This is a genomic window from Mycobacterium tuberculosis H37Rv (assembly GCF_000195955.2).
Taxonomy (GTDB): domain Bacteria; phylum Actinomycetota; class Actinomycetes; order Mycobacteriales; family Mycobacteriaceae; genus Mycobacterium; species Mycobacterium tuberculosis.
This window is the reverse complement of the sequence record NC_000962.3, coordinates 4,096,128-4,121,906: the sequence shown is the minus strand read 5'-3', so window position 1 is coordinate 4,121,906 and position 25,779 is coordinate 4,096,128. Positions and strand designations below refer to the sequence as shown.

Sequence of the window (25,779 nt, the reverse complement as noted above, 5' to 3'; positions counted from 1 at the left end):
AGTAGCGACCTCCTGTCACTCCACCGTGCCGCTCGGTCCAATAGAATCTTTCCGCGGGCGGGTGAGTCACTGCGGGATCGGGGCGGGCGCGATATTTGCGGCTGCGTCACTGGTCAGACCCCGTAAACGGGACCGAAGCGGCGGCATTTCCCCCGGCCGATCCAGACAAGACGGCACGCTCGTCCCAAAAAAGCGTTATCGTACTGTTGCGCAATTGGCACACGACCACCTGACTTATACAGATCAGTGAGATACAGGTAACACCGATGTGCATGGTGTGGCGTCGCTCGCAGCATCGGCTGTTTCCGAGGAGGGCGGTCGCACACGGCGGCCGGGAGGAAGGGATCAGCTCGTGTCAGGAACCCGTCCAGCCGCTCGAAGGACTAACCTCACGGCTGCACAGAACGTGGTACGCAGCGTAGACGCGGAAGAGCGGATCGCGTGGGTATCCAAGGCGCTGTGCCGGACTACCGACCCTGACGAACTCTTTGTTCGAGGAGCCGCACAACGCAAGGCCGCGGTGATCTGCCGTCACTGTCCGGTAATGCAAGAGTGTGCGGCAGATGCGCTGGACAACAAGGTCGAGTTCGGTGTTTGGGGTGGCATGACCGAGCGCCAGCGCAGGGCTCTGCTCAAGCAACATCCCGAGGTGGTTTCGTGGTCGGACTACCTTGAGAAGCGCAAGCGCCGCACCGGCACCGCCGGATAGCCACTCAGGGACTGCGGATAGGTGCCGCGGTCCCGTCGCTTCTGATTACGGTTTGGTTACAGCAAAAGCCATTCATTTCTAATTGGCTTGTGCCCAATAGGAACTGGCTTGTGCCCAATAGCCGGATCCCGGTCAGATGTTGTACGGCCCGCATCGTCGCCGACCGTCACTGATGGGCCGGTTCCTCAGCGGCCCGCTGCGCGGCCCGCATCGTTGCCGACCGTCACTGATGGGCCGGTTCCTCAGCGGCCCGCTGCGCGGCCCGCATCGTTGCCGACCGTGGTGAGCTGGTCGGCGAGCGCCCGCAGCGCTTCCAGGTCAGAGACGTCAAACGGGAGCGACGGTACCCCAACGACCGGCACGGTGGGGTTGGCTCCGGTGAACCGGGACAGCAGCCGGATCTCCCGTTTGGCTGTCTGCCCGCGCTCGGCATGGATACGCAGCACCGCTGCGGCCAGCGATGTGGCGTCGGAGTCGGTGGTCTCGGCATCCAACGTTTCGGCGGCGTCGATTGCCCGCTCGATCGGCAATGCGCACAGCATCGGGTGCGTGCGGTTGAAGACCAGCCCCGCTAGCGGCATGCTCTCCTGCGATAGCCGGTCGACGAAGAAGGACGCCTCGCGCAGTGCGTCGGGTTCGGCCGCCGACACCACCACGAACTGGGTGCCGCGCCGTTTCAACAACGCGTAAGTGCGGTCTGCCTTCTCGCGGAAACCACCGAACGTGGCGTCCAGCGATTGAACGAACGCTGCTGCGTCGGCCAGCATCTGGGAACCGAGCACGGTGGACAACGCCTTCATGGCCAATCCCATCACGCCGGTGATCAGCCGCCCGATGCCCCGGCCGGGAGCGAGTAACAGCCTCCACAGCCGACTATCCATGAAGCTGCCCAGTCGCTTTGGCGCGTCTAAGAAGTCCAGCGCGTTACGCGACGGCGGAGTGTCTACCACAATCAGGTCCCAGCGGTCCTGGCTTAGCAGTTGGCCCAGCTTCTCCATAGCCATGTACTCTTGGGTGCCGGCAAGCGATGTGGCGACGGTCTGATAGAACTGGTTGTCCAGAATCGATTGCGCCCGTTCGGGTCCAGAGTATTGCATAACCATTTCGTCAAACGTGCGGCGCATGTCGAGCATCATCGCGTGTAGCTCGCCGGGAACCTCGGGTGCCAATGGCACGCGTTGTGGTGTGTTGCCAAGATCGTTGATCCCCAGTGCTTGTGCCAATCGCTTGGCTGGGTCAATCGTCAAAACGACCACAGTGCGGCCATACTCGGCCGCGCGCAACGCCAGCGCGGCCGCGGTAGTGGTCTTGCCGACCCCACCGGCGCCGCAGCACACAACCACCCGGTTGGATGTGTCGGCCAGGATTGCGCCCATATCGAGGGTCTTCGGTGTGACACTCATCGAACCCCCTGCTGGGCAAGTGATTCCGAGAGCTCGTAGAGGCTGCCAAGGTCGACGCCGTCAGAGACCGTCGGCAATTCCAATCGCGGAACCTGCAAGGCGTCAAGCTGTTGTGCGATTTCGGCGCGTGCGGTGATTCGGGTGGCATGCTGGATGGTCTCGGTAAGCAGGCCGGCGAAATCGGCGTCGGGAAGCTTGACCCCGGCCGTCAACAACCCGGCCCGCACCGAGTCTGCATCGACCTCGCCCTCGGCGGCCTTCGCCAAGTCCTGAGGCTCCAAATGGGCGGGGATGTTGCGGTTCACGATCACACTGCCGATCGGCAGTTCCATCTGCGCAAGCTCCTCGATGGCTTCCAGTGTCTCCTGCACCGGCAGCGCTTCTAACAGAGTGACCAAATGGATGGCGGTCTGGTTGGAGTGCAGTAACTTCACCACGCCTTCGCTTTGCGCATGCACCGGTCCGCCCTTGGCCAGATCGGACACCGCCTTGGTGACATCCAGGAAGCGCGCGATGCGCCCGGTCGGAGGCGCATCGACGACGATTGCATCATAGACCGGCAGCTTGTTCTTGTCGAGGCGCACCACCGTCTCCTTGATCTTGCCGGTGAGCAGCACGTCGCGCAGACCGGGCGCGATCGTCGTCGCGAACTCGACCGCGCCGATACGGCGCATGGCCCGGCCTGCGATACCGAGGTTGTAAAACATGTCGAGGTATTCCAGGAAGGCGGCCTCGATGTCGATTGCCAAGGCGTTGACCTGGCCGCCGCGCTCGGCGGTCGCGATCTTAAGTTCCTGGTAGGGCAGTGGCGGGACGTCGAAGAGTTGCGCAATCCCCTGGCGCCCCTCGACTTCGACGAGTAGGACTTTGCGGCCGCCCGCTGCCAGCGTCAGCGCGAGCGCGGCCGCGATCGTCGACTTCCCGGTACCGCCTTTGCCGGTGACAAGGTGCAGTCGGACCCCCGACAAGCGTGACGGCCAGCCGACGGAACTACCGCCGCTAGATGTGGTTGCCACCATGGCATGCTAGCCCGATGGCCTGGCGATCTTTCCGGGCTACCGGGCTGAGCGGAGCGGGTCCAGTCCGACCGATAAGCTCGCGTCATGACCCAACCCACCGCATGGGAGTACGCCACGGTCCCGCTGTTGACGCACGCCACCAAACAGATCCTCGACCAGTGGGGAGCCGATGGCTGGGAGCTGGTGGCGGTGCTGCCCGGGCCCACCGGTGAGCAGCACGTCGCTTACCTGAAGCGCCCGAAGTAGGAGGTATCGGGGTTAATGAGCGCTAAAGCCCGATTAGGGCAACTCGGTGTCACGCTACCGCAAGTGGCGGCGCCGCTGGCGGCCTACGTTCCAGCTGTGCGCACCGGCAACCTGGTCTACACCGCGGGCCAGCTGCCGTTGGAGGCAGGCAAGCTGGTGCGGACCGGCAAGCTCGGCGCCGACGTCAACCCGGAGGAGGGCAAGACGCTCGCGCGGATCTGCGCGCTCAATGCGCTGGCAGCCGTTGATTCGCTGGTGGATCTCGACGCGGTGACCCGGGTGGTCAAAGTCGTCGGGTTTGTCGCTTCGGCACCGGGGTTTCACGGCCAGCCGAGCGTGATCAACGGGGCCTCCGATCTGCTGGCCGAGGTGTTCGGCGATAGCGGCGCGCATGCGCGTTCGGCGGTCGGCGTATCCGAGCTACCGTTGGATGCGCCGGTGGAAGTCGAGTTGATCGTGGAGGTCGGCTAGCGGCCGATGTCGAAGACAGCTGAGTCGCTGACCCATCCCGCCTACGGCCAGCTGCGCGCGGTCACCGACACCGCGTCGGTCCTGTTGGCCGACAACCCCGGTTTGCTGACGTTGGACGGCACCAACACCTGGGTGCTGCGCGGCCCGCTCAGTGACGAGCTGGTCGTTGTCGATCCAGGCCCGGACGACGACGAGCACCTGGCACGGGTTGCCGCGCTTGGCCGCATCGCGTTGGTACTGATCAGTCATCGTCATGGCGACCACACCAGCGGCATCGACAAACTGGTCGCGCTGACCGGGGCGCCGGTACGGGCCGCGGATCCGCAGTTCTTGCGACGTGATGGGGAGACGCTGACCGACGGGGAAGTGATCGACGTTGCCGGGTTAACCATTACCGTGTTGGCCACCCCTGGCCACACCGCAGATTCGCTGTCATTTGTCCTCGACGACGCCGTGTTGACCGCCGACACCGTGTTGGGTTGCGGGACCACCGTCATCGACAAGGAAGACGGCAGCCTAGCCGACTACTTGGAATCGCTGCACCGGCTGCGTGGCCTGGGCCGGCGGACCGTGCTGCCGGGGCACGGGCCGGACTTGCTCGACCTGGAAGCGATTGCATCGGGATACCTGCTGCACCGGCACGAACGTCTGGAGCAGATACGCGCCGCGTTGCGGGATCTCGGTGACGACGCCACGGTCCGCGAGGTCGTCGAACACGTCTACCTCGACGTTGACGAAAAGCTTTGGAATGCGGCCGAATGGTCGGTGCAGGCACAACTGGACTATCTGCGGACTCGGTAGCGCGAGCAGCCGCACAATCGCACAAAATCCGTCGTTTGCGTGCGACTCTGTGTCTGCTGGGCGTGAGGAAGCTAGCTCGCTCGGTTGCGCCCGCGCGGCGCGCGCTTACCTCGCTCGGCGGGCCAGTCTTTCGGAGTCAGAGATCAGCACACTCTTGCCCTCAAGGCGGATCCAGCCGCGGTGAGCGAAATCAGCCAGTGCCTTGTTCACCGTCTCGCGTGAGGCCCCGACCAGCTGGGCGATTTCTTCCTGTGTCAGGTCGTGGGTGACCCGCAATGCGCCACCTTCCTGGGTGCCGAAACGCTGGGCGAGCTGCAACAGCTGCTTGGCCACCCGACCGGGCACATCGGTGAAGATGAGGTCGGCCAGGTTGTTGTTGGTGCGGCGCAGCCGGCGGGCCAGCACCCGCAGCAGCTGTTCGGAGATTTCGGGACGATCGGCGATCCATGACCGCAGCGCGTCGCGGTCCATCGACACCGCCCGCACCTCGGTGATCGTGGTCGCGCTGGACGTGCGCGGACCCGGGTCGAAGATCGACAACTCGCCGAACATGTCCGACGGGCCCATGATGGTTAACAGGTTTTCTCGGCCGTCTGGTGCCCGGCGACCGATCTTGACCTTCCCCGAGATGATGATGTACAGCCGATCGCCCGGCTCCCCTTCCGCGAAGACCGTGTGTCCACGGGGGAAGTCGACGGGCTGCAGCTGTTTCGTCAGTGCGGCGATTGCGCTGGGCTCCACGCCTTGGAAGATTCCTGCCCTGGCCAGGATCTCGTCCACGTTGCCTCTTCAACTTTCCGACGAAGTGATACGGGCACACTAACCGTTTGCCAACGAGAAGAGTCTAGAGGTAGGCCAACCGGTTCGCCGTGCCAACGCTACACGTGATTTGCGTGTCGAGCCGTTCTAAACTGCGGATTGGGCTGGCCATGCCGGGGTGGCTCGACGGGGCTATCGAGATCGGTGACAAACAGCGGCCCGGCATACCGTGGCCCAGCGCCAGACCCAAGCGGCGGTGAATCGGTGATTCGCCGGGCTTGACGTCGATGCAGGTAATCCAGCGCCTCCGGCATTCCATTCCGAGCGAGCGTATGCACATCCACGGCCTCGGCCTGCTCGAGAAACTCCGCGACGTCGGTCGCCGTGACCGTGTCTCGGGCCAGAAACCTTTCCAGCCGTCCCAACCCGAGGGTCGCCAGCATCAACAACCCAGGAACGCAGGCCACGAGCAACCATGACACAAGGAGAGTAAACATGGCTTCGAATCAACACGAGGTCTCAGTGAGATCACGAAATCAGTACTCTGTCGTAGGTGACAGCGGCGAAGTCATCCAGATCGAAGCCAGCGGCGCGTGCCGCCGACGTGCCCGGGCGCTGGTCTGCAGAAACCCGGCTCGCCTTGGTGCGACGGGCGCGGCGAATGAATCGCGCTTTGGCACAGGCATTTCCGCACGTATACTGCGAGCTGGACTTCACCACGCCGCTCGAGCTAGCCGTGGCAACCATACTTTCGGCGCAGAGCACCGACAAACGGGTGAATTTGACGACGCCAGCCTTGTTCGCGCGGTATCGGACGGCACGGGACTACGCCCAGGCGGATCGCACCGAGCTCGAGAGCCTCATCCGCCCCACCGGCTTCTACCGCAACAAAGCGGCCTCTCTCATCGGCCTGGGGCAGGCCCTAGTTGAGCGGTTTGGCGGTGAGGTGCCGGCCACCATGGACAAGTTGGTGACGCTGCCCGGGGTGGGGCGCAAAACCGCCAATGTCATCCTGGGTAACGCATTCGGTATCCCCGGAATCACGGTGGATACTCATTTCGGACGATTGGTGCGCCGGTGGCGCTGGACCACCGCAGAGGACCCGGTCAAGGTGGAGCAGGCGGTCGGTGAGCTGATCGAACGCAAGGAGTGGACCTTGCTCAGCCACCGAGTGATCTTTCACGGACGGCGGGTGTGCCACGCCCGCAGACCGGCGTGTGGTGTTTGTGTGCTTGCCAAAGACTGCCCCTCCTTCGGGCTTGGCCCCACTGAACCGCTGCTCGCGGCGCCCCTGGTCCAGGGCCCCGAGACCGATCACCTGCTGGCCCTGGCTGGACTGTAATGCCAAGCCTGCCAACAACCCCCGCTGAGACCGCAATGACGACGTTAACCGGAAAGACCCGCTGGACCATCGCGATCCTGGCGGTGGTGGCAGCGCTGATGGCGGCGCTGGTTGCCCAACTGCATGACTATTCCGCCTCGAGCACGATCAGCCAGCGGCCCGCCCCGCGCGAACATCGCGACGGCGATACCCCGGAAGCATTGGCTTGGTCCCGGCAGCGCGCAAACCTGCCGCCCTGTCCCGCGGCAGGTAACGGTCCGGGCGCGGCGGCACTACGCGGTGTTGTGGTGGTGTGTGCGGGCGACGGTTCGGCCGTCGACGTCGCCCGCGCGCTGGCCGGACGTCGGGTGGTCATCAATCTGTGGGCGCATTGGTGCGCGCCGTGCATGACCGAGCTGCCCGTGATGGCCGAATATCAACGACGGGTCGGGCCCGCCGTGCTGGTCGTGACGGTGCATCAGGGCCAGAACGAGGCGGCCGCGCTGTCGCGGCTGGCCGATCTCGGCGTCCGGTTGCCGACGCTGCAGGATGACCGCCGCAGGGTGGCGGCCGCGCTGCGGGTCGCAAATGTGATGCCCGCGACGGTGGTTCTGCGGCCGGACGGTAGCGTTGCCCAGACCCTGCCGCGGGCTTTCGGCAGTGCCGACGAGATCGTGGCTGCGGTCGGGAACGACGCGGGATGAGTACGGTTGCGGTGCGGGCCGCGTAGCCGGTCCGGCCTGCTCTGAGCAGGTGGGCTCCACTCGGCGGTGATGTGGGCCGGGTTAGCGGCTTGAAGAGGAGCTGGGCAACTTTGGACCCAAAGGAGGCGCCGATGAGTGCTGGGGGTACCCCCCTGCAAGCGGGAGCGACCCCCACCGGTTCACGGGGGACGGTTGCCCTGCGGCCTGATGCCGGCCCGTCCTGGCTGCGTCCACTGGTCGACAACGTTGGCCAGATACCCGACGCCTACCGGCGTCGGTTGCCCGCCGATGTGCTAGCGATGGTGACGGCCGCCGGGGCTGTGTCGGCAATGACATCGTCGCGCCGGGATCACCGCGAGGCGGCCGTTCTGGTGCTGTTTTCTGGCCCGGAGGCCGGGCCAGGCGACGGTGGTGTCCCAGACGACGCCGACCTACTGCTGACCGTGCGGGCCTCGACATTGCGCCACCATGCCGGCCAGGCGGCTTTTCCCGGCGGTGTGGTCGACCCCGCCGACGACGGGCCGGTGGCCACCGCCTTGCGTGAGGCGAACGAAGAAACCGGGATTGACCCGTCCAGGCTGCATCCGCTGGCCACCATGGAGCGGACGTTCATTGCGCCGTCGCGGTTCCATGTTGTCCCGGTGCTGGCGTACTCGCCGGATCCCGGGCCGGTGGCCGTCGTCAACGAGGCCGAAACGGCGATCGTCGCGCGGGTACCGGTGCGCGCCTTCATCAATCCGGCCAATCGGCTCATGGTGTACCGCCGCCCGCACACTCGTCGCTGGGCCGGGCCGGCGTTCCTGTTAAACCAGATGCTGGTATGGGGCTTCACTGGCCAGGTGATTTCCGCGGTGCTCGATGTCGCGGGCTGGGCACAACCCTGGGACACCGGTGACATCCGCGAGTTGGACGCGGCAATGGTGCTGATCGACGACGAGAGTGACCCGCGATGAATTCGATGACCCCGTCGCAGTGGCTGGATATCGCCGTCTTGGCGGTCGCATTTATTGCAGCCATCTCCGGCTGGCGTGCCGGTGCGCTGGGCTCAATGCTGTCGTTTGGCGGGGTGCTGCTGGGCGCGACAGCCGGCGTGCTGCTGGCGCCGCATATCGTCAGTCAAATCAGCGCTCCGCGGGCCAAACTGTTTGCCGCGCTGTTCCTGATCCTGGCACTGGTCGTAGTCGGCGAGGTCGCTGGTGTGGTGCTGGGCCGCGCCGTCCGCGGGGCGATCCGTAACCGGCCGATCCGGTTGATCGACTCGGTCATTGGGGTAGGGGTGCAGCTGGTCGTGGTGCTCACCGCGGCGTGGTTGTTGGCGATGCCGCTGACACAGTCGAAAGAGCAGCCCGAGCTGGCTGCCGCGGTGAAGGGTTCGCGGGTGCTCGCCCGGGTCAACGAGGCGGCACCCACCTGGCTGAAGACGGTGCCCAAGCGGCTGTCGGCCCTGCTGAACACCTCCGGCCTGCCCGCGGTTTTGGAGCCGTTCAGCCGCACGCCGGTCATTCCAGTGGCCTCACCCGACCCAGCGCTGGTCAACAATCCGGTGGTGGCGGCCACCGAGCCAAGTGTCGTCAAAATCCGCAGCCTGGCACCCAGATGCCAGAAAGTGTTGGAGGGCACCGGCTTCGTGATCTCACCCGATCGGGTGATGACCAACGCGCACGTGGTGGCCGGATCCAACAACGTCACGGTGTATGCCGGCGACAAGCCCTTCGAGGCCACGGTGGTGTCCTACGACCCGTCGGTCGACGTAGCGATCCTGGCCGTTCCGCACTTGCCGCCGCCGCCGCTGGTCTTCGCTGCGGAGCCGGCGAAAACCGGTGCCGACGTTGTGGTGCTGGGTTATCCCGGCGGCGGCAATTTCACTGCCACACCCGCCAGGATTCGCGAGGCCATCAGACTCAGTGGCCCCGATATTTACGGGGACCCGGAGCCGGTTACCCGCGACGTGTACACCATCAGAGCCGATGTGGAGCAAGGTGATTCGGGTGGGCCCCTGATCGACCTCAACGGTCAGGTGCTCGGTGTGGTGTTCGGCGCAGCCATCGACGACGCCGAAACTGGGTTTGTGCTGACGGCCGGCGAGGTGGCGGGGCAGCTTGCCAAAATCGGTGCTACCCAACCGGTCGGCACCGGGGCCTGCGTCAGCTGAGCTGGTGCACCTGCTCGAGGAAACGCATCAGATGTCGGTTGACTTCCTCCGGCGCCTCTTCGTGACTGAAATGTCCTGCGCCGGCAATGGATATGTACCGCCCGTGTGGTGCGTAGCGCTGGGTGCGCTCTACCGGGTCGGCCAGCACGTAAGGGTCGGCGTCGCCTCGTAAGTGCAGCAGCGGCATCCCCAGTTGCTGTGTCATCGCCCTGATGAATCGCCGCCCTTCGCTGCGCAGCTGGCTGCGCACCGCCCAGCGCTGGTACTCGAGTGCGCAATGCGCCGCCGCCGGGATCTGGATCGCCTGTCGAAGGTGGTCGATTGCTTGCGAGAAGTCCTCGGATGCAAGCCATTTGGCGCAGCCACGGGCGCGCACGAGGCGCTCGATCTCCGCTGCGTTGTTGCGGGTCAGCAAGCGCTCCGGCCAGATCGGCAGCTGGTAACGCAGCAATGTCGGTAACAGTGCGTGCCGCTGATCACGCCGGGTCAGCGTGGATCGCCGTAGCGCGGCGGGGTGCGGTGAGCTGATCAGCGCTATGGCGCGCACCAGCCGCGAATGCAGCAGCGCGGTGGTCCAGCAGGCCAGTCCGCCATCGGCGTGGCCGACCAGCGTCGCCGATGGGTGCCCGAGCGCACGGATGAGACCGGCCGTATCGCCGGCCAGCGTCCAGCCGTCGTACCCGCGGGGCGGTTTGTCGCTGCCGCCGTAGCCGCGCAGATCGACCGCGACCACCCGCGCCCCGGTCAGGCCGCACAACTGATGACGCCAGGACCACCAGAACGAGCCGAAACCATGGAGCAGTATGACCAGCGGCCTCGCCAGGGCCGGCTGCATGGGGGGCGTAGCCGCATCCGGGCCCTCCGGCTGGCCGGACGGCACAGCCTCGACGACGTGGAATCGGATGCCGTTGGCGTGCACGTCCAGATGACGCCATGGCCCGGCGATGCGGGTCATCGACGGATCTGGTGCCGCCATCTACCAACCCGAGGGGTCAACCGGCGTCGCGCGATCAGATGTCACGGGTTTTGGTGTCACAGGGGTTTTGTCATGGCCCGGGGTAAGTGCGGTGCGCGTCTCTTTGACCGACGCAATGGTCTGCCGCGGTCCCCGGATGCGCCGGACTTTCAGGAAACCCAAGAGGGCCAACACGGCGGTGACCACGACCATTATGGCGAACACGAGCAAGAAAGCCACCCAGCGCCAGATCCAGGTATCGAGCAGTTCGGCGACGAAAAAGAAGAAAAAGAAGGTGGAGTAGAACCCGACCACCAGCGAGGAGATGAAGAAAACACTGCCGGTCAGTCCCTTCTTGACGTCCCGGGTGATCTCGGCGCGGGCCAGCTCGACCTCGGCTCGGACCAGCGTCGACATCTGCGTTGTCGCGTCTTTGATCAGGTCACCGATCGACGGCTCAGCAGGTCCGGCGTGCGGGTCGGCCAACGGAATCGTGGTCAGCGTGCTGGGCACACCGTTCTTGCGATCGATCTTGCTCACAGACGGTCCTCTCGATTCGATTGCTCGGCTCGCCCTCGCCAGCGGCGGTACCCCACCCTAGGCCGTCATCCGGCCCGCATCGTCGCCGAGCTCGGTTCGATTGCTCGGCTCCTCCTCGGGCCGTCATCCGGCCCGCATCGTCGCCGAGCGGTTCGGCTGGCATCGCGGTTCATGTTGCCATGCGGTGCGGTGCCATACGAGGCCAGCCAACACCAAGGGCGGCGGGACAGAGTTAGCCACGTCTTGACGTGTGCGGCCGTTTGAACAGAGGCCGATGTTGCGGTGCGATCGTCTAAACTGGCGGATCTGTTCTCAAGTGTCTGACGATATGACGGGAGCATTGCGTTGCAGACGGCGCACAGGCGCTTTGCCGCGGCATTCGCGGCCGTGCTTTTGGCCGTTGTGTGCCTACCTGCGAACACCGCGGCAGCCGACGACAAGCTACCGCTGGGCGGTGGTGCGGGCATCGTCGTCAACGGGGACACCATGTGCACCCTAACCACCATCGGCCATGACAAGAACGGTGACCTCATCGGCTTCACTTCCGCCCACTGTGGGGGCCCGGGCGCGCAGATCGCCGCTGAGGGTGCCGAGAACGCGGGCCCGGTAGGCATCATGGTCGCCGGCAACGACGGCCTGGACTACGCGGTGATCAAGTTCGACCCGGCCAAGGTGACCCCGGTGGCCGTCTTCAACGGGTTTGCGATCAACGGCATTGGCCCGGACCCGTCGTTCGGCCAGATCGCCTGCAAGCAGGGCCGCACCACCGGTAACTCGTGCGGGGTTACCTGGGGGCCAGGGGAGAGTCCGGGCACCCTTGTGATGCAGGTCTGCGGCGGACCGGGCGACTCCGGTGCGCCGGTGACCGTCGACAATCTGCTGGTCGGGATGATCCACGGCGCATTCAGCGACAATCTGCCGAGTTGCATCACCAAATACATCCCGCTGCACACCCCGGCGGTGGTGATGTCGATCAACGCCGACCTGGCCGACATCAACGCCAAGAACCGGCCGGGCGCGGGATTCGTCCCGGTACCGGCCTGAGTTGGCTGGGCTGACCCGGTTGATCGTGCCGCGACCTACTTGGCGGCCCGGATCGCGTCGAATACGGTGGGATCGAGCAGCGTCGACGTGTCGCCAAGCTCACGGTTTTCCGCGACGTCGCGCAGCAGTCGACGCATGATTTTGCCGCTACGAGTCTTGGGTAGTTCGGGCACTACGTGGACGTCGCGTGGCCGTGCGATGGGCGAGATCACTCGAGCCACTTCGGTGCGCAACTCTTCGGCTGTGCGGTCATGGGGGGCGTAGTTGGCGCGTAGCACGACGAACGCACAGATGGCCTGGGTCGTGGTCTCGTCGGTAACCCCGACCACCGCCGCCTCGGCCACGCCAGAGTGAGCGACCAGCGCCGATTCCACCTCGGCGGTCGAGATCCGGTGCCCGGACACGTTCATCACGTCGTCGATGCGGCCTAGTACCCAGATCGCGCCGTCGGGGTCTATGCGAGCGCCGTCCCCGGCGAAGTAGTAGCCCTTGTCGGAAAATTTGGACCAGTAAGAGTGCCAATACCGCGCGGGGTCGCCCCAGATGCCGCGCAACATCGACGGCCACGGCTGGTCTAGGACGAGGTACCCGGTAACATGCTGGGCGCCCTCGGTGTGCGGTGGCAACGGATCACCGTGATCGTCGACGATCTTGGCCGAGATCCCGGGCAGCGGCGTCATCGCTGAACCCGGTTTGGCCGCAGCGATTCCGGGCAGCGGGGAGATCATCGCGGAGCCGGTCTCGGTCTGCCACCAGGTGTCTACCAGCGGGGTGCGTCCGCCGCCGATGACATCGCGGTACCAACGCCAAGCCTCGGGGTTGATCGGTTCGCCGACCGACCCCAGCAGCCGCAGGCTGGACAGGTCGTGGCTGTCGGGGATCTCACGGCCCCACTTCATAAACATCCGGATGAGGGTGGGGGCGGTGTAATAGATTGTCACGCCGTATTTTTCGATGATCTGGAAATGCCGGTGTCGGTCGGGGGTATCCGGCGTGCCCTCGTAGAGAACCTCGGTGACTCCGTTGCACAGCGGGCCGTAGACGCCGTAGGTGTGGCCGGTGACCCAGCCGATGTCGGCGGTGCACCAGAACACGTCGCTGTCCGGCTTGACATCGAAAATGGTGCGCATCGTGTAGCAACACTGAGTGAGATAGCCGCCGCTGGTGTGCATAATGCCTTTGGGCTTGCCGGTGGTGCCTGACGTGTACAGCAGGAACAGCGGGTGCTCGGAATCGAAAGGCTCCGGGGTGTGTGCCGGTGAAGCTGAGCCGACGACATGGTGCCACCACAGGTCGCGGCCCTCGCTCCAGGCCATCTCAATTCCCGTGCGCCGCACCACCAGAACGTGCTCGACCGAGCAGTCGGGGATCGCTGCAAGGGCCTCGTCAGCGGCCGCCTTGAGGGGCGATGGCTTGCCGCGCCGAAACTGCCCGTCCGCGGTGATCAGCAGCTTGGCTTGGGCGTCGACGATCCGGGCCTGCAAGGCCGCAGCGGTGAACCCGCCGAAAACAACGCTATGCATGATGCCTAGCCGGGCACAGGCCAGCATGGCGATCACGGCCTCAGGGATCAACGGCAGGTAGATGGCGACGCGGTCACCGGCCACCAGACCGAGGTCGGTGAGCGCGTTCGCGGCTTTGGATACCTCGGCAAGCAGATCGGAATAGGTCAGCGTGCGCCGGTCGCCGACCGGCTCGCCTTCCCAGTGGATGGCGACCCGATCTCCATGGCCGGCCTCGACGTGACGATCCACACAGTTGTAGGCGACGTTGAGCTCGCCGCCCACGAACCACTTGGCGAACGGCGCCCCCGACCAGTCCAACACCTCGGTGAACGGCGTCGTCCAGGACAGTCGGTTGGCCTGCTTGGCCCAAAAAGCCAGCCGGTCTTCCTCGGCCTCGCGGTAAAGCTCGGCGCGGGCGTTCGCGTGCTCGGCGAAGTGCGCTGGCGGCGGGTATGACGAGGAGACTTCGGGGGTGGACTCACTCACGGATGTGAGCCTAACCGCGCGACGATACAGCCGGCATGGCAGAGGTTGAGCTGGGCAAAGTCGTCACAGTGCAATCGCTGACCAGGATGCAGTCATAGCCAAGAAAGCCGGTGTCTTGCAGGCTACACATCACACGTTGGTCGGCCTTGCAGCGTGCGGCTGGCATTGTGCCGAGTCGTGCTGACGGTTACGGTGGCCGGCAACGGAGATCGGCTGGCGTGAGCGACATGTGCGATGTGGCGTCGTTCGTTGGCACCGGTTAGCTTTATCGGCGCGGCGGATCGCGTTGGGGCACCGCTGGGCCACGACGGCGGCAATCCAAGCGGCAGCATCGGCTAAGACATGAGTGATCTACGCTCACACCCGGGTGCAGCCCACACCAGTGAGTCAACCTCCTGGTCACGGTGTCGCGCGGGCTGCCTTCCTCGCCACAGCGCCGACACCACCGGTCCTCCTCGAGGATGCCGCACGCCAACAGCGCCCGGTCGGGCGAGGTCTTCCCTTGGGAAGCGCAGTCGCGGTGGGTAGCCAACACCGGATCGCGAACGACGGTGTGAGCGTTCCCAAAACATCGTCCCACCGGTTCGCCGGCACTCTGGGTGGCGTGGTAGCTAACGGTCACCGGCGAGTGTGTCGGCTGCGCTGGCCAGGCCGCACTTCACCGGCTGGGGAGCCGGACTGCACAAGAAGGCTTTAGGGTCGCTGTCATGGTGCGTCAGATGCGGGCGGCCCTGGCAGCCCTTGCCACCGGATTGCTGGTGCTTGCGCCAGTGGCCGGTTGTGGCGGCGGTGTCCTGAGCCCTGACGTGGTGCTGGTCAACGGCGGGGAACCGCCCAACCCGCTGATCCCGACCGGCACCAACGACAGCAACGGTGGGCGCATCATCGATCGGTTGTTCGCCGGCCTGATGTCCTATGACGCCGTTGGCAAGCCGTCGCTGGAGGTCGCGCAGTCAATCGAGAGCGCCGATAACGTCAACTACCGGATCACTGTCAAACCCGGCTGGAAGTTCACCGACGGCTCGCCGGTGACGGCCCACTCGTTCGTCGACGCGTGGAACTACGGAGCCCTGAGCACCAATGCCCAACTGCAGCAGCACTTTTTCAGCCCGATCGAAGGGTTCGATGACGTGGCCGGCGCGCCAGGGGATAAGAGCCGGACCACCATGTCCGGGTTGCGCGTGGTCAACGACCTGGAGTTCACCGTGCGGCTTAAGGCGCCGACCATCGACTTCACGTTGCGCCTTGGCCACAGCTCGTTTTATCCGCTGCCGGACTCCGCATTTCGGGACATGGCCGCGTTCGGCCGCAACCCGATCGGCAACGGCCCGTACAAACTCGCCGACGGCCCAGCCGGGCCGGCCTGGGAACACAACGTCAGAATCGACCTGGTGCCCAACCCCGACTACCACGGCAACCGCAAGCCCCGTAACAAAGGTTTGCGATTCGAGTTCTACGCCAATCTGGACACCGCCTATGCCGACTTGCTGTCCGGCAATCTCGATGTCCTGGACACGATTCCGCCGAGCGCGTTGACGGTCTACCAGCGCGACCTGGGCGACCACGCTACCAGCGGGCCCGCAGCGATCAATCAGACCCTCGACACTCCGTTGCGGCTGCCGCATTTCGGTGGCGAGGAGGGGCGGCTGCGCCGGTTGGCGCTGTCGGCCGCCATCAACCGGCCGCAAATCTGCCAGCAGATCTTCGCCGGAACCCGCAGTCCGGCCCGCGATTTCACCGCCCGGTCGTTGCCGGGCTTCGATCCCAACCTGCCGGGCAACGAGGTGCTGGACTACGACCCGCAGCGGGCTCGGCGGCTCTGGGCGCAGGCCGATGCGATCTCACCGTGGAGCGGCCGGTACGCGATCGCCTATAACGCTGACGCTGGCCATCGGGATTGGGTGGACGCGGTGGCCAACAGCATCAAGAACGTGTTGGGCATCGATGCGGTGGCCGCGCCGCAGCCCACCTTCGCCGGATTTCGCACCCAGATCACCAACCGCGCCATCGACAGTGCATTTCGCGCTGGATGGCGGGGCGACTACCCGTCGATGATCGAGTTTCTCGCTCCGCTGTTCACCGCCGGCGCCGGATCCAACGACGTCGGCTACATCAACCCGGAATTCGACGCGGCGCTGGCCGCCGCCGAAGCCGCCCCCACGTTAACCGAATCCCACGAGCTGGTCAACGACGCGCAGCGAATCCTGTTTCACGACATGCCAGTTGTGCCGCTCTGGGATTACATCAGTGTCGTCGGATGGTCGTCGCAAGTCAGCAACGTCACCGTCACCTGGAATGGTCTGCCCGACTACGAGAACATCGTCAAGGCCTGACATGGGCTGGTATGTTGCGCGCCGAGTCGCCGTGATGGTGCCGGTTTTCCTGGGCGCGACACTGCTGATCTACGGCATGGTCTTTCTGCTGCCCGGTGACCCAGTTGCCGCGCTGGCGGGCGACCGTCCGTTGACTCCCGCGGTGGCCGCGCAGCTGCGTTCGCATTACCACCTCGACGATCCGTTCCTCGTGCAATACTTGCGCTATCTGGGCGGAATTCTGCACGGTGACTTGGGTCGTGCGTATTCTGGGCTGCCGGTCAGTGCCGTTCTGGCGCATGCGTTTCCGGTCACCATCAGGCTGGCCTTGATCGCCCTGGCGGTGGAGGCAGTGCTCGGAATCGGATTCGGCGTGATCGCCGGCCTACGTCAGGGTGGAATCTTCGATTCCGCGGTGCTGGTTACCGGACTTGTCATTATTGCGATCCCCATCTTCGTGCTGGGCTTTCTGGCGCAGTTCTTATTCGGGGTCCAGCTCGAAATCGCGCCGGTCACGGTGGGCGAACGGGCGAGCGTCGGCCGCCTGCTGCTACCCGGGATCGTGCTGGGCGCCATGTCATTCGCCTACGTGGTGCGATTGACCCGCTCGGCGGTGGCGGCCAACGCACACGCTGACTATGTCCGCACCGCCACCGCCAAGGGGTTGTCGCGGCCCCGGGTGGTGACGGTGCACATTCTGCGCAATTCGCTGATTCCGGTGGTGACCTTCCTGGGCGCGGATCTGGGCGCGCTGATGGGCGGAGCGATTGTGACCGAAGGAATCTTCAACATCCACGGCGTCGGGGGCGTGCTGTATCAAGCGGTCACGCGTCAGGAGACGCCGACGGTGGTGTCGATCGTGACGGTGCTGGTGCTGATCTACCTGATCACCAATCTGTTGGTGGATCTGCTGTATGCGGCCCTGGACCCGCGGATCCGCTATGGCTGAGCACACGGGGTTCTGGCTCGATGCCTGGCGCGGGTTGCGCCGGCGTCCTAAATTCGTGATCGCCGCGGCGCTGATCCTGCTGATTCTTGTCGTGGCGGCGTTTCCGTCGTTGTTTACCGCAGCCGATCCCACCTATGCCGATCCCAGCCAAAGCATGCTTGCGCCATCGGCCGCGCACTGGTTCGGCACCGACCTGCAGGGCCACGACATCTATTCGCGCACGGTGTATGGTGCGCGGGCTTCGGTCACGGTCGGGTTGGGGGCAACGCTGGCCGTGTTCGTCGTGGGCGGGGCGTTAGGCGCATTGGCCGGTTTTTACGGGAGCTGGATCGATGCGGTGGTTTCGCGGGTCACCGATGTGTTTCTCGGCTTGCCGTTGCTGTTGGCCGCCATCGTGCTCATGCAAGTCATGCATCACCGCACGGTGTGGACGGTGATCGCCATCTTGGCATTGTTCGGCTGGCCGCAAGTGGCCAGGATCGCGCGCGGTGCGGTGCTCGAGGTGCGTGCCAGCGATTACGTCCTTGCAGCTAAGGCATTGGGGTTGAATAGGTTTCAGATTCTGCTTCGGCACGCGCTGCCCAACGCCGTGGGCCCGGTGATCGCGGTGGCTACCGTCGCTCTGGGGATCTTCATCGTCACCGAGGCCACGCTGTCCTACCTCGGGGTCGGATTGCCGACGTCGGTGGTGTCCTGGGGTGGCGACATCAATGTCGCGCAGACCCGGCTACGGTCGGGCTCGCCAATTTTGTTCTATCCTGCGGGCGCGCTGGCGATTACGGTGCTGGCGTTCATGATGATGGGCGACGCTTTGCGCGACGCGCTGGATCCGGCTTCGCGGGCATGGCGGGCATGAGCGTCCCAGCAGCGCCGCTGTTGTCGGTGGAGGGCCTGGAAGTTACGTTCGGCACCGATGCTCCCGCCGTGTGTGGGGTGGATCTGGCCGTCCGGAGCGGTCAAACCGTCGCCGTGGTGGGTGAGTCCGGGTCGGGCAAATCCACGACGGCCGCGGCGATTCTTGGGTTGCTTCCGGCTGGTGGACGGATCACCGCTGGACGCGTTGTGTTCGACGGGCGCGACATCACCGGGGCCGATGCCAAGCGGCTACGGTCGATAAGGGGACGGGAGATCGGCTATGTTCCCCAGGATCCGATGACCAACCTCAATCCGGTTTGGAAGGTCGGCTTTCAGGTCACAGAAGCGTTGCGGGCCAATACCGACGGTCGCGCAGCACGACGACGGGCGGTGGAGCTACTCGCTGAGGCGGGCCTGCCGGATCCGGCGAAGCAAGCCGGACGCTACCCGCATCAGCTGTCCGGCGGCATGTGCCAGCGGGCGTTGATTGCGATCGGCTTGGCGGGCAGGCCGCGGCTGCTGATCGCCGATGAGCCGACGTCCGCGTTGGATGTCACCGTGCAGCGGCAGGTGCTCGATCATCTTCAGGGACTCACCGACGAACTAGGCACCGCGCTGCTACTGATCACCCACGATCTGGCGTTGGCCGCGCAGCGGGCCGAGGCTGTCGTCGTCGTCCGTCGTGGAGTGGTGGTGGAATCCGGTGCGGCGCAGTCAATCCTGCAAAGCCCTCAGCACGAGTACACCCGGCGCCTGGTGGCCGCGGCTCCATCGCTGACGGCGCGCAGCAGACGTCCGCCGGAATCCCGGTCACGGGCAACCACGCAGGCCGGCGACATTCTCGTCGTCTCGGAGCTGACCAAGATTTACCGGGAGTCCCGCGGCGCACCGTGGCGGCGGGTGGAGTCTCGCGCCGTCGACGGAGTGTCATTCCGGCTACCGCGGGCGAGCACCCTGGCAATCGTCGGCGAATCCGGGTCAGGCAAGTCGACGCTAGCGCGGATGGTGCTTGGGCTGCTCCAACCTACCTCGGGCACGGTCGTTTTCGACGGCACCTACGACGTCGGCGCGCTGGCCCGGGACCAGGTGCTGGCCTTTCGCCGCCGGGTCCAGCCGGTGTTCCAAAACCCATACAGCAGCCTGGATCCCATGTACTCGGTGTTTCGCGCCATCGAGGAACCGTTACGCGTCCATCACGTCGGTGACCGCCGGCAGCGGCAAAGGGCGGTGCGTGAGCTGGTCGATCAGGTGGCGCTGCCGTCGTCGATACTGGGCCGGCGGCCCCGTGAGCTGTCGGGTGGTCAGCGGCAGCGGGTAGCGATCGCGCGTGCGCTGGCGCTGCGCCCGGAGGTATTGGTGTGCGACGAAGCGGTGTCGGCGCTCGACGTATTGGTGCAGGCACAGATCCTGGATCTGCTGGCCGATCTGCAGGCCGACCTGGGTTTGACGTATTTGTTCATCAGCCATGATCTGGCGGTGATCCGGCAGATTGCCGACGACGTCCTGGTCATGCGGGCCGGCCGGGTGGTGGAGCACGCCTCTACCGAGGAGGTGTTCAGCCGGCCCCGCCACGAGTACACCCGCCAGTTGCTTCAGGCCATTCCCGGTGCCCCCTCAGCTCCCCGAAAGGTTGGCAACCTGTGACGGTCGACCCGCTGGCTCCGCTAATGGAGCTCCCGGGCGTTGCTGCGGCCAGCGACCGGGTGCGCGACGCGCTGAGCCGCGTGCACCGGCACCGGGCCAACCTGCGGGGCTGGCCGGTGGCCGCCGCCGAGGCCTCGTTGCGGGCGGCGCGGGCCTCCTCGGTGCTCGACGGTGGTCCTGCGCGGCTGCACGACGCGGGGGCGCCCACCTCGGGCAAGCCGGCGCTCAGCGATCCGGTGTTCGCGGGAGCGCTTCGGGTGGGGCAGGCGCTGGAAGGCGGCGCGGGTCCGGTGGTCGGGGTGTGGCGGCGGGCACCGTTGCAGGCGCTGGCCCGCCTACACATGCTGGCGGCCGCCGACCAGGTCGATGACGATCGGCTTGGGCGTCCGCGGTCCGATGCCGACGTTGGCCCGCGTTTGGAGTTGCTCGCGGATGTGGTAACCCACCCCACCCTGGCATCGGCGCCGGTGGTTGCTGCGGTCGCACACGGGGAGCTCTTGACGCTGAGGCCGTTTGGCTGTGCCGACGGTGTGGTGGCCCGCGCGGTGTCGCGGCTGGTGACAATCGCCACCGGACTGGATCCGCACGGGCTGGGTGTTCCCGAAGTGATTTGGATGCGCCAACCCGCCGAATACCACGACGCTGCCCGCAGGTTCGCCGGGGGCACACCTGATGGGGTGGCGGGCTGGCTGTTGCTGTGTTGCGGCGCGATGCTCGACGGCGCGCGGGAGGCTTTGTCGATTGCCGAGTCGTTGTCACCTGGATGAGTAGTTCCTAAACTCCGCGCCGAGGGTGCGCCGGCTGCGCCGAACGTGCATTGGTGGCGGGGACACGCCCCGCCGGGTGGAGCCGCCGTGGTTGCACGTTCGGCGTGTCTGGTTGCTCAAACAGCCCGGCTACCCCGAGCGGGTCACGGCTGCGGCACTTCGCCGCTGTGATCTGGCACAGCCGCGAGACAGCCCGGCCAAACGGTCACTGAATTACGCGCCTAGATAGCCGAGCGGCTAACCGGCGGGCCTCGAATGGCCGTAATACTTGATCCAGAAAACAAAAAGCAGGCGGCGACCCGAAGAACTCGAATCGCCGCCCACCAACACGGTTCTCGGTTACCAAGCGTGCACTCCTGGGGTTGCGTGGGTGGCCTCGGCGATCTTGCGACGCTTCTAGCTGTAGCCCCACCCAAAGGGCCGTCGATGCCATCTGCTGTTCGCAATTACGCAGACCCGCAACACTTCTGCCGTTATCGTGGCTATGACTCCGCGTGGGTGCCGGGAACCATGCTGGGCGCCCGGGTCGGGAGACCGAACCTTCTCTTCTGGATCGAGCCTTGGCCTCACCGGGCTTCCGTGGTTCCTTTGTACTACTAGACCTTTAACACAGCAAGGCCCAATTCTGCGAAAGTTACGAAGCGGCTTTGGATTGCGTGGGCTAGACGTTTGCTGCCCGCCCGCTCGGGCGCGATCCGGCGGCCTGCTTCGTGGCCCCGTTCCTCCTCGGGCCACTGTGTGGCCCGCATCGTCGCTAGGGCTGAAACGCGAAGCGGCGTAGTAGCGCGTAGGTGACCGCGCCGGCGGCTAGGGCGCTGATACCCACCGCCGCAGTCGTGGCGATCGCCGCGGCTGACGGTGCCGGGATCCGGTCGCGCAGCGACACCGGCCGAGAGAACGACAACACGGGCCAACCGCGCACGCTGGCTTCCTTTCGTAAGCCGCGATCAGGGTTGACCACCGAGGCATGCCCAACCGCCTCAAGCATCGGCAGATCGGTGATCGAGTCGGAGTACGCGTAGCAGTGTTCCAGCGGGTAGCCCTCACTGGCAGCCAGCTCACGGATGGCTTGCGCCTTACCTTCGCCGTAGCAGTAGAACGCGACCTCGCCTGTGTACTTGCCGTCCTCGACGATCATCCGGGTCGCCATCGCATGGGTCGCGCCCAGCGCGCGGGCGATCGGGCCGACGATCTCCTCGCCCGAAGCCGAGACCACCACGACGTCGCGGCCGCACAGCTTGTGGGCGGCGATGAGGTCCGCGGCCTCGGCGAACACCAGTGGGGTCACGATGTCGTGCAGGGTTTCGTTGACTATCGACCGCACCTGGGCTACGTCCCAACCGGCGCACATGTTGGTCAGGTGGGTGCGCATCCGGTCCATCTGGTCATGGTCAGCACCGGACAGCAGAAAGATGAACTGCGCGTAGCTGGACTTCAGCACGGCGCGGCGGTTGAGCAGTCCCTGAGCGAAGAAAGGTTTGCTGAACGCCAGTGTGCTGGACTTGGCAATGATGGTCTTGTCCAGGTCGAAAAAGGCCGCGGTGCGGGCTCGCGGAGCGGTGCCTCCCGGTGTTTGCGGTGGGGTTTGCCGCTGGGCGGGCGAGTCGGAGACGGTCACCGACCCAGCATAGGTCGGCAGTTGGACCGGCCGGCGACCTTGTTCCCGAACAGGTCAATTGACTACCGATGTTGTCGAGAAGTCAAGAGCATTTACACGGCTCAAGCTGTGCTTTCCATTGCGTCCGGTACTTGCGTGACTGCGCACTGTCATGTGTATAGTAAGCATTACTCGGCCATAGCCGAGGGTGTATCAGTCCGACCCCCCGGGGCTGATGCACGACGACCCTCGCCTCCTCCCCCCCTGGCGGGGGTCGTCCCTTTTGGCAGCCACGCAAACGTCGTCAGCCCGGTGCTTAGCCCAGCTTTCTGGGCGTTGCGGGAATCGTGTTGCCCGGACCCCCTCAGGGGCGTTTGTGCACAGTTGCACGTCTGTCCCCAATTGCGCCTTTGGGACTGGTGTCCCACACCATGGACCCCGCACGGTGGGTGGGTGACAGTCTTCTCAGGCCCTGGTGGCCCGTCTGGTAGCCACCCGGTGGGCTCGGGCGTGTTGGCGATGCTGACCGATCCGGGGTTGCGCGACGAGCTGGACCGAGTCGCCGCAGCCGTCGGGGTTCGCGTTGTTCATCTCGGCGGCCGCCATCCGGTGAGCAGAAAGACGTGGTCGGCGGCGGCGGCTGTGGTGCTCGACCACGCGGCGGCGGACCGGTGTGGGCGGCTCGCGCTACCCCGGCGCACCCACGTCAGCGTGTTGACCGGAACCGAAGCCGCGACGGCGACCTGGGCGGCTGCCATAACCGTCGGGGCCCAGCACGTGCTGAGGATGCCCGAGCAGGAGGGTGAACTGGTCCGCGAGCTCGCCGAAGCTGCTGAATCGGCACGCGATGACGGGATCTGCGGGGCGGTGGTCGCGGTCATCGGGGGTCGCGGTGGCGCTGGGGCATCGTTGTTTGCGGTTGCCCTGGCGCAGGCCGCCGCTGATGCGCTGTTGGTCGATCTCGATCCGTGGGCCGGCGGCATCGATCTTCTGGTGGGCGGCGAAACCGCCCCCGGTCTGCGTTGGCCCGACCTGGCGCTACAGGGTGGACGGCTGAATTGGTCGGCGGTGCGTGCGGCATTGCCGCGACCGCGGGGGATCAGCGTGCTCTCGGGAACTCGGCGCGGCTACGAGTTAGACGCCGGGCCGGTGGACGCCGTGATCGACGCCGGCCGACGTGGGGGAGTCACCGTGGTCTGCGATCTTCCACGTCGTCTGACCGATGCCACCCAAGCAGCGCTGGATGCCGCCGATCTCGTCGTCCTGGTCAGCCCATGCGATGTGCGGGCATGTGCGGCCGCCGCGACGATGGCGCCTGTGCTGACCGCGATCAACCCCAACCTGGGTCTGGTGGTGCGGGGGCCCTCCCCGGGGGGATTGCGGGCGGCAGAGGTCGCGGACGTCGCCGGGGTGCCGCTACTGGCATCCATGAGGGCCCAGCCGCGGCTAGCCGAACAGCTGGAACACGGGGGTCTTCGACTGCGACGGCGATCGGTGCTGGCATCGGCTGCCCGACGGGTACTTGGTGTGCTGCCACGTGCTGGGTCAGGGCGACACGGTAGGGCGGCATGACCGGCTCCCTGATCGAACGCGTCCGCGAACGGCTGGCATCCGAATCCGGCCCGCTGCGGCCCAGTGTGGTGGCCGCCGCGATCCGGGCCGAGTCCGGGGGGATGCTCGGCGACACCGAAGTGCTGGCGAATCTTCGTGTGCTGCAGACAGAACTGACCGGCGCTGGCATCCTCGAACCGCTGCTATCCGCAGACGGCACCACCGACGTTCTGGTCACCGCGCCCGACTCGGTGTGGGTGGACGACGGAAACGGATTGCGACGCAGCCAGATTCGGTTTGCTGACGAGTCAGCGGTGCGAAGGTTGGCACAACGGCTGGCTTTGGCGGCCGGCCGTCGGCTCGACGACGCGCAACCCTGGGTGGACGGTCAACTAACCGGGATCGGCGTCGGAGGGTTCGCGGTGCGGCTGCATGCGGTGTTGCCGCCCGTGGCGACCCAGGGCACTTGCTTGTCGTTGCGGGTGTTGCGTCCCGCGACTCAGGATCTGGCCGCGTTGGCTGCGGCGGGCGCGATCGACCCCGCGGCCGCCGCGCTGGTCGCCGACATCGTCACCGCCCGGCTGGCATTCCTCGTGTGCGGCGGAACCGGTGCCGGGAAGACAACGTTGCTGGCAGCGATGTTGGGCGCCGTGTCGCCCGATGAGCGGATCGTGTGCGTCGAGGATGCCGCCGAGCTGGCCCCTCGGCATCCACATCTGGTCAAGCTGGTTGCGCGGCGTGCGAACGTCGAAGGAATCGGTGAGGTAACCGTGCGTCAACTCGTCCGACAGGCGCTGCGGATGCGGCCCGACCGCATCGTGGTCGGTGAGGTTAGGGGAGCCGAGGTGGTGGATCTGTTGGCGGCGCTCAATACCGGTCACGAGGGCGGCGCGGGCACCGTACACGCCAACAACCCGGGTGAGGTCCCTGCACGCATGGAAGCGTTGGGGGCGCTCGGCGGCCTTGACCGCGCTGCTCTGCACAGCCAGCTCGCCGCGGCAGTCCAAGTCCTGCTGCACGTCGCGCGCGATCGGGCAGGCCGTCGCCGGCTCGCCGAGATCGCCGTGCTGCGCCAAGCTGAAGGGCGGGTCCAGGCGGTGACGGTGTGGCACGCGGACCGTGGGATGAGTGACGACGCGGCCGCCCTGCACGATTTGCTGAGAAGCCGGGCATCGGCATGAGCGGTATAGCGTCCGCTGCCCTGATTTTGTCGCTTGCGCTCGTGGTGTTGCCCGGGTCGCCGCGGTGCCGCCTTACTCCAGACGACACCGGCCGGCGGGTGCTTCTGGTCGGCGCCCGGCGGGTTGCCTGGGGTGTTGGCTGTGTCGCGGTTGGTGTGGCAGCCTTGCTACCGTTACCGACCGTTGTGGCTGTCGCGGTGCTGGGCGCAACACTCGGCCTGCGCTACCGCCGGCGTCGCCGCTACCTGCGCCGCAGCCGCGAGGGGCAGGCGCTGGAGGCCGCGCTTGAGCTGGTGGTGGGTGAACTGCGCGCGGGCGCCCATCCAGTCCGCGCATTCAGCATCGCGGCCGACGAGACCGGCGGCCCGGTTGCCGTTGCCTTGCGCGCGGTCGCGGCGCGGGCACGATTGGGTGCCGACGTCACGGCTGGCCTGCTCGCTGCGGCCCGATCCTCGGCGCTGCCCGCGTACTGGGAGCGGCTCGCGGTCTGCTGGCAACTGGGCAGTGATCACGGCTTGGCGATAGCCAGTTTGATGCGTGCCGCCCAACGTGATGTCGCTGAGCGGCAACGGTTCTCCGCGCGGGTGTCAGCGGGGATGGCCGGTGCCCGGGCCAGTGCGGCCATATTGGCAATCCTGCCGCTGCTCGGGGTGCTGCTTGGTCAACTGATCGGCGCCCGGCCGCTGAGCTTTCTGCTGACGGGACGCGTGGGCGGATGGCTGCTGGTGGTCGGGCTGACACTGGCCTGCGCCGGGCTGCTGTGGTCGGACCGGATCACCGATCGGCCAGTGTTGTGAGTGCGGCGGCG

General features: G+C 66.0%; 25 protein-coding genes and 2 other RNA genes. 18 read left to right on the top strand and 9 right to left on the bottom strand.

All coding sequences use genetic code 11. From position 1 onward, the window contains the following. Window positions 1–352: 352 nt before the first annotated feature. Entirely contained in the window at window positions 353–709 is a 357-nt protein-coding gene (gene whiB4, locus Rv3681c) for a transcriptional regulator WhiB4 (RefSeq protein ID NP_218198.2), read from the top strand. A gap of 242 nt (window positions 710–951) precedes the next feature. On the opposite strand, the gene Rv3680 is transcribed toward whiB4, so the two are convergent. Both Rv3680 and Rv3679 read right to left on the bottom strand, forming a co-directional pair. After that, window positions 952–2,112, bottom strand: coding sequence for an anion transporter ATPase (locus tag Rv3680; RefSeq protein NP_218197.1), 1,161 nt, complete (start codon window positions 2,110–2,112; stop codon window positions 952–954). Further along, on the bottom strand, window positions 2,109–3,131 hold the full coding sequence (locus Rv3679) for an anion transporter ATPase (RefSeq protein ID NP_218196.1): 1,023 nt from the start codon (window positions 3,129–3,131) through the stop codon (window positions 2,109–2,111). Before Rv3679 ends, Rv3680 begins: the two co-directional genes overlap by 4 nt. An 84-nt stretch (window positions 3,132–3,215) precedes the next feature. On the opposite strand from Rv3679, the gene Rv3678A reads away from it, so the two are divergent. Genes Rv3678A through Rv3677c form a run of 3 tightly spaced genes read left to right on the top strand, consistent with a single transcriptional unit; the run spans window position 3,216 to window position 4,649 of the window. Then, entirely contained in the window at window positions 3,216–3,377 is a 162-nt protein-coding gene (locus Rv3678A) for a hypothetical protein (protein YP_178004.1), read from the top strand. Window positions 3,378–3,392: 15 nt separating this feature from the next. Further along, entirely contained in the window at window positions 3,393–3,848 is a 456-nt protein-coding gene (locus Rv3678c; protein NP_218195.1) for a hypothetical protein, read from the top strand. A gap of 6 nt (window positions 3,849–3,854) precedes the next feature. Further along, window positions 3,855–4,649, top strand: a complete 795-nt coding sequence (locus Rv3677c; protein NP_218194.1) for a beta lactamase — start codon at window positions 3,855–3,857, stop codon at window positions 4,647–4,649. Between the two features lie 105 nt (window positions 4,650–4,754). Here Rv3677c and crp read toward each other — a convergent pair whose 3' ends face one another. Together crp and Rv3675 are read right to left on the bottom strand one after the other, a co-directional pair. Further along, window positions 4,755–5,429 carry a cAMP receptor protein gene (gene crp, locus Rv3676; RefSeq protein ID NP_218193.1) on the bottom strand — a complete coding sequence of 225 codons (675 nt, stop codon included), beginning with the start codon at window positions 5,427–5,429 and terminating at the stop codon, window positions 4,755–4,757. A gap of 98 nt (window positions 5,430–5,527) precedes the next feature. Next, window positions 5,528–5,905 carry a membrane protein gene (locus Rv3675; RefSeq protein ID NP_218192.1) on the bottom strand — a complete coding sequence of 126 codons (378 nt, stop codon included), beginning with the start codon at window positions 5,903–5,905 and terminating at the stop codon, window positions 5,528–5,530. A 107-nt stretch (window positions 5,906–6,012) separates the two neighbouring features. Between Rv3675 and nth the strand changes: the two genes are divergently transcribed. From nth to Rv3671c, 4 genes are all read left to right on the top strand, one after another. Beyond that, the gene (gene nth / locus Rv3674c) at window positions 6,013–6,750 is read left to right on the top strand and encodes an endonuclease III (RefSeq protein ID NP_218191.2); all 738 of its coding nucleotides are present in this window, start codon (window positions 6,013–6,015) and stop codon (window positions 6,748–6,750) included. Then, entirely contained in the window at window positions 6,750–7,433 is a 684-nt protein-coding gene (locus tag Rv3673c; RefSeq protein NP_218190.1) for a membrane-anchored thioredoxin-like protein, read from the top strand. Before nth ends, Rv3673c begins: the two co-directional genes overlap by 1 nt. A gap of 131 nt (window positions 7,434–7,564) precedes the next feature. After that, entirely contained in the window at window positions 7,565–8,386 is an 822-nt protein-coding gene (locus tag Rv3672c) for a hypothetical protein (protein ID NP_218189.1), read from the top strand. Between the two features lie 5 nt (window positions 8,387–8,391). Then, window positions 8,392–9,585, top strand: a complete 1,194-nt coding sequence (locus tag Rv3671c) for a serine protease (protein ID NP_218188.1) — start codon at window positions 8,392–8,394, stop codon at window positions 9,583–9,585. On the opposite strand, the gene ephE is transcribed toward Rv3671c, so the two are convergent. Continuing rightward, window positions 9,578–10,561 carry an epoxide hydrolase EphE gene (ephE, locus tag Rv3670; RefSeq protein ID NP_218187.1) on the bottom strand — a complete coding sequence of 328 codons (984 nt, stop codon included), beginning with the start codon at window positions 10,559–10,561 and terminating at the stop codon, window positions 9,578–9,580. The two genes, Rv3671c and ephE, sit on opposite strands and share 8 nt — an antisense overlap. Further along, window positions 10,562–11,080, bottom strand: coding sequence for a transmembrane protein (locus Rv3669; RefSeq protein ID NP_218186.1), 519 nt, complete (start codon window positions 11,078–11,080; stop codon window positions 10,562–10,564). 345 nt (window positions 11,081–11,425) lie between these two features. Between Rv3669 and Rv3668c the strand changes: the two genes are divergently transcribed. Next, window positions 11,426–12,124, top strand: a complete 699-nt coding sequence (locus tag Rv3668c; RefSeq protein ID NP_218185.1) for a protease — start codon at window positions 11,426–11,428, stop codon at window positions 12,122–12,124. A 35-nt stretch (window positions 12,125–12,159) separates the two neighbouring features. Here Rv3668c and acs read toward each other — a convergent pair whose 3' ends face one another. Then, window positions 12,160–14,115 (bottom strand): acetyl-CoAsynthetase, encoded by a 1,956-nt coding sequence (gene acs, locus Rv3667; protein ID NP_218184.1) that lies wholly within the window; start codon window positions 14,113–14,115, stop codon window positions 12,160–12,162. A 707-nt stretch (window positions 14,116–14,822) separates the two neighbouring features. Here acs and dppA point away from each other — a divergent pair. The 5 genes from dppA to Rv3662c are packed head-to-tail and all read left to right on the top strand — an operon-like array spanning window position 14,823 to window position 20,642. Continuing rightward, window positions 14,823–16,448: a dipeptide ABC transporter substrate-binding lipoprotein DppA gene (gene dppA / locus Rv3666c; protein ID NP_218183.1), complete on the top strand. Its 1,626-nt coding sequence runs from the start codon at window positions 14,823–14,825 to the stop codon at window positions 16,446–16,448. Between the two features lies 1 nt (window position 16,449). Continuing rightward, complete coding sequence (dppB, locus tag Rv3665c) at window positions 16,450–17,376, top strand: dipeptide ABC transporter permease DppB (RefSeq protein ID NP_218182.1); 927 nt, start codon at window positions 16,450–16,452, stop codon at window positions 17,374–17,376. Between the two features lie 55 nt (window positions 17,377–17,431). Then, on the top strand, window positions 17,432–18,232 hold the full coding sequence (dppC, locus tag Rv3664c) for a dipeptide ABC transporter permease DppC (protein ID NP_218181.1): 801 nt from the start codon (window positions 17,432–17,434) through the stop codon (window positions 18,230–18,232). Beyond that, window positions 18,229–19,875, top strand: a complete 1,647-nt coding sequence (gene dppD / locus Rv3663c) for a dipeptide ABC transporter ATP-binding protein DppD (protein NP_218180.1) — start codon at window positions 18,229–18,231, stop codon at window positions 19,873–19,875. The genes dppC and dppD overlap by 4 nt, the downstream gene beginning before the upstream one ends. Then, window positions 19,872–20,642, top strand: coding sequence for a hypothetical protein (locus Rv3662c; protein ID NP_218179.1), 771 nt, complete (start codon window positions 19,872–19,874; stop codon window positions 20,640–20,642). The genes dppD and Rv3662c overlap by 4 nt, the downstream gene beginning before the upstream one ends. A 296-nt stretch (window positions 20,643–20,938) precedes the next feature. Here the strand turns inward: Rv3662c and MTS2823 are convergent. Both MTS2823 and Rv3661 read right to left on the bottom strand, forming a co-directional pair. Further along, window positions 20,939–21,238: non-coding RNA, Putative small regulatory RNA (MTS2823, locus tag RVnc0036a), on the bottom strand. Between the two features lie 158 nt (window positions 21,239–21,396). Further along, window positions 21,397–22,260: a hypothetical protein gene (locus Rv3661; protein NP_218178.1), complete on the bottom strand. Its 864-nt coding sequence runs from the start codon at window positions 22,258–22,260 to the stop codon at window positions 21,397–21,399. Window positions 22,261–22,428: 168 nt separating this feature from the next. Between Rv3661 and B11 the strand changes: the two genes are divergently transcribed. The 4 genes from B11 to Rv3658c all read left to right on the top strand — a co-directional run bounded on the left by B11 (window position 22,429) and on the right by Rv3658c (window position 25,768). Then, window positions 22,429–22,521, top strand: a non-coding RNA gene (gene B11, locus RVnc0004) — Putative small regulatory RNA. A gap of 237 nt (window positions 22,522–22,758) precedes the next feature. Then, window positions 22,759–23,811 carry a hypothetical protein gene (locus Rv3660c; protein ID NP_218177.1) on the top strand — a complete coding sequence of 351 codons (1,053 nt, stop codon included), beginning with the start codon at window positions 22,759–22,761 and terminating at the stop codon, window positions 23,809–23,811. A gap of 101 nt (window positions 23,812–23,912) precedes the next feature. Then, complete coding sequence (locus Rv3659c; RefSeq protein YP_178003.1) at window positions 23,913–24,971, top strand: conjugal transfer protein; 1,059 nt, start codon at window positions 23,913–23,915, stop codon at window positions 24,969–24,971. After that, the gene (locus Rv3658c) at window positions 24,968–25,768 is read left to right on the top strand and encodes a transmembrane protein (RefSeq protein ID NP_218175.1); all 801 of its coding nucleotides are present in this window, start codon (window positions 24,968–24,970) and stop codon (window positions 25,766–25,768) included. Before Rv3659c ends, Rv3658c begins: the two co-directional genes overlap by 4 nt. The last annotated feature ends 11 nt before the right edge of the window (window positions 25,769–25,779 follow it).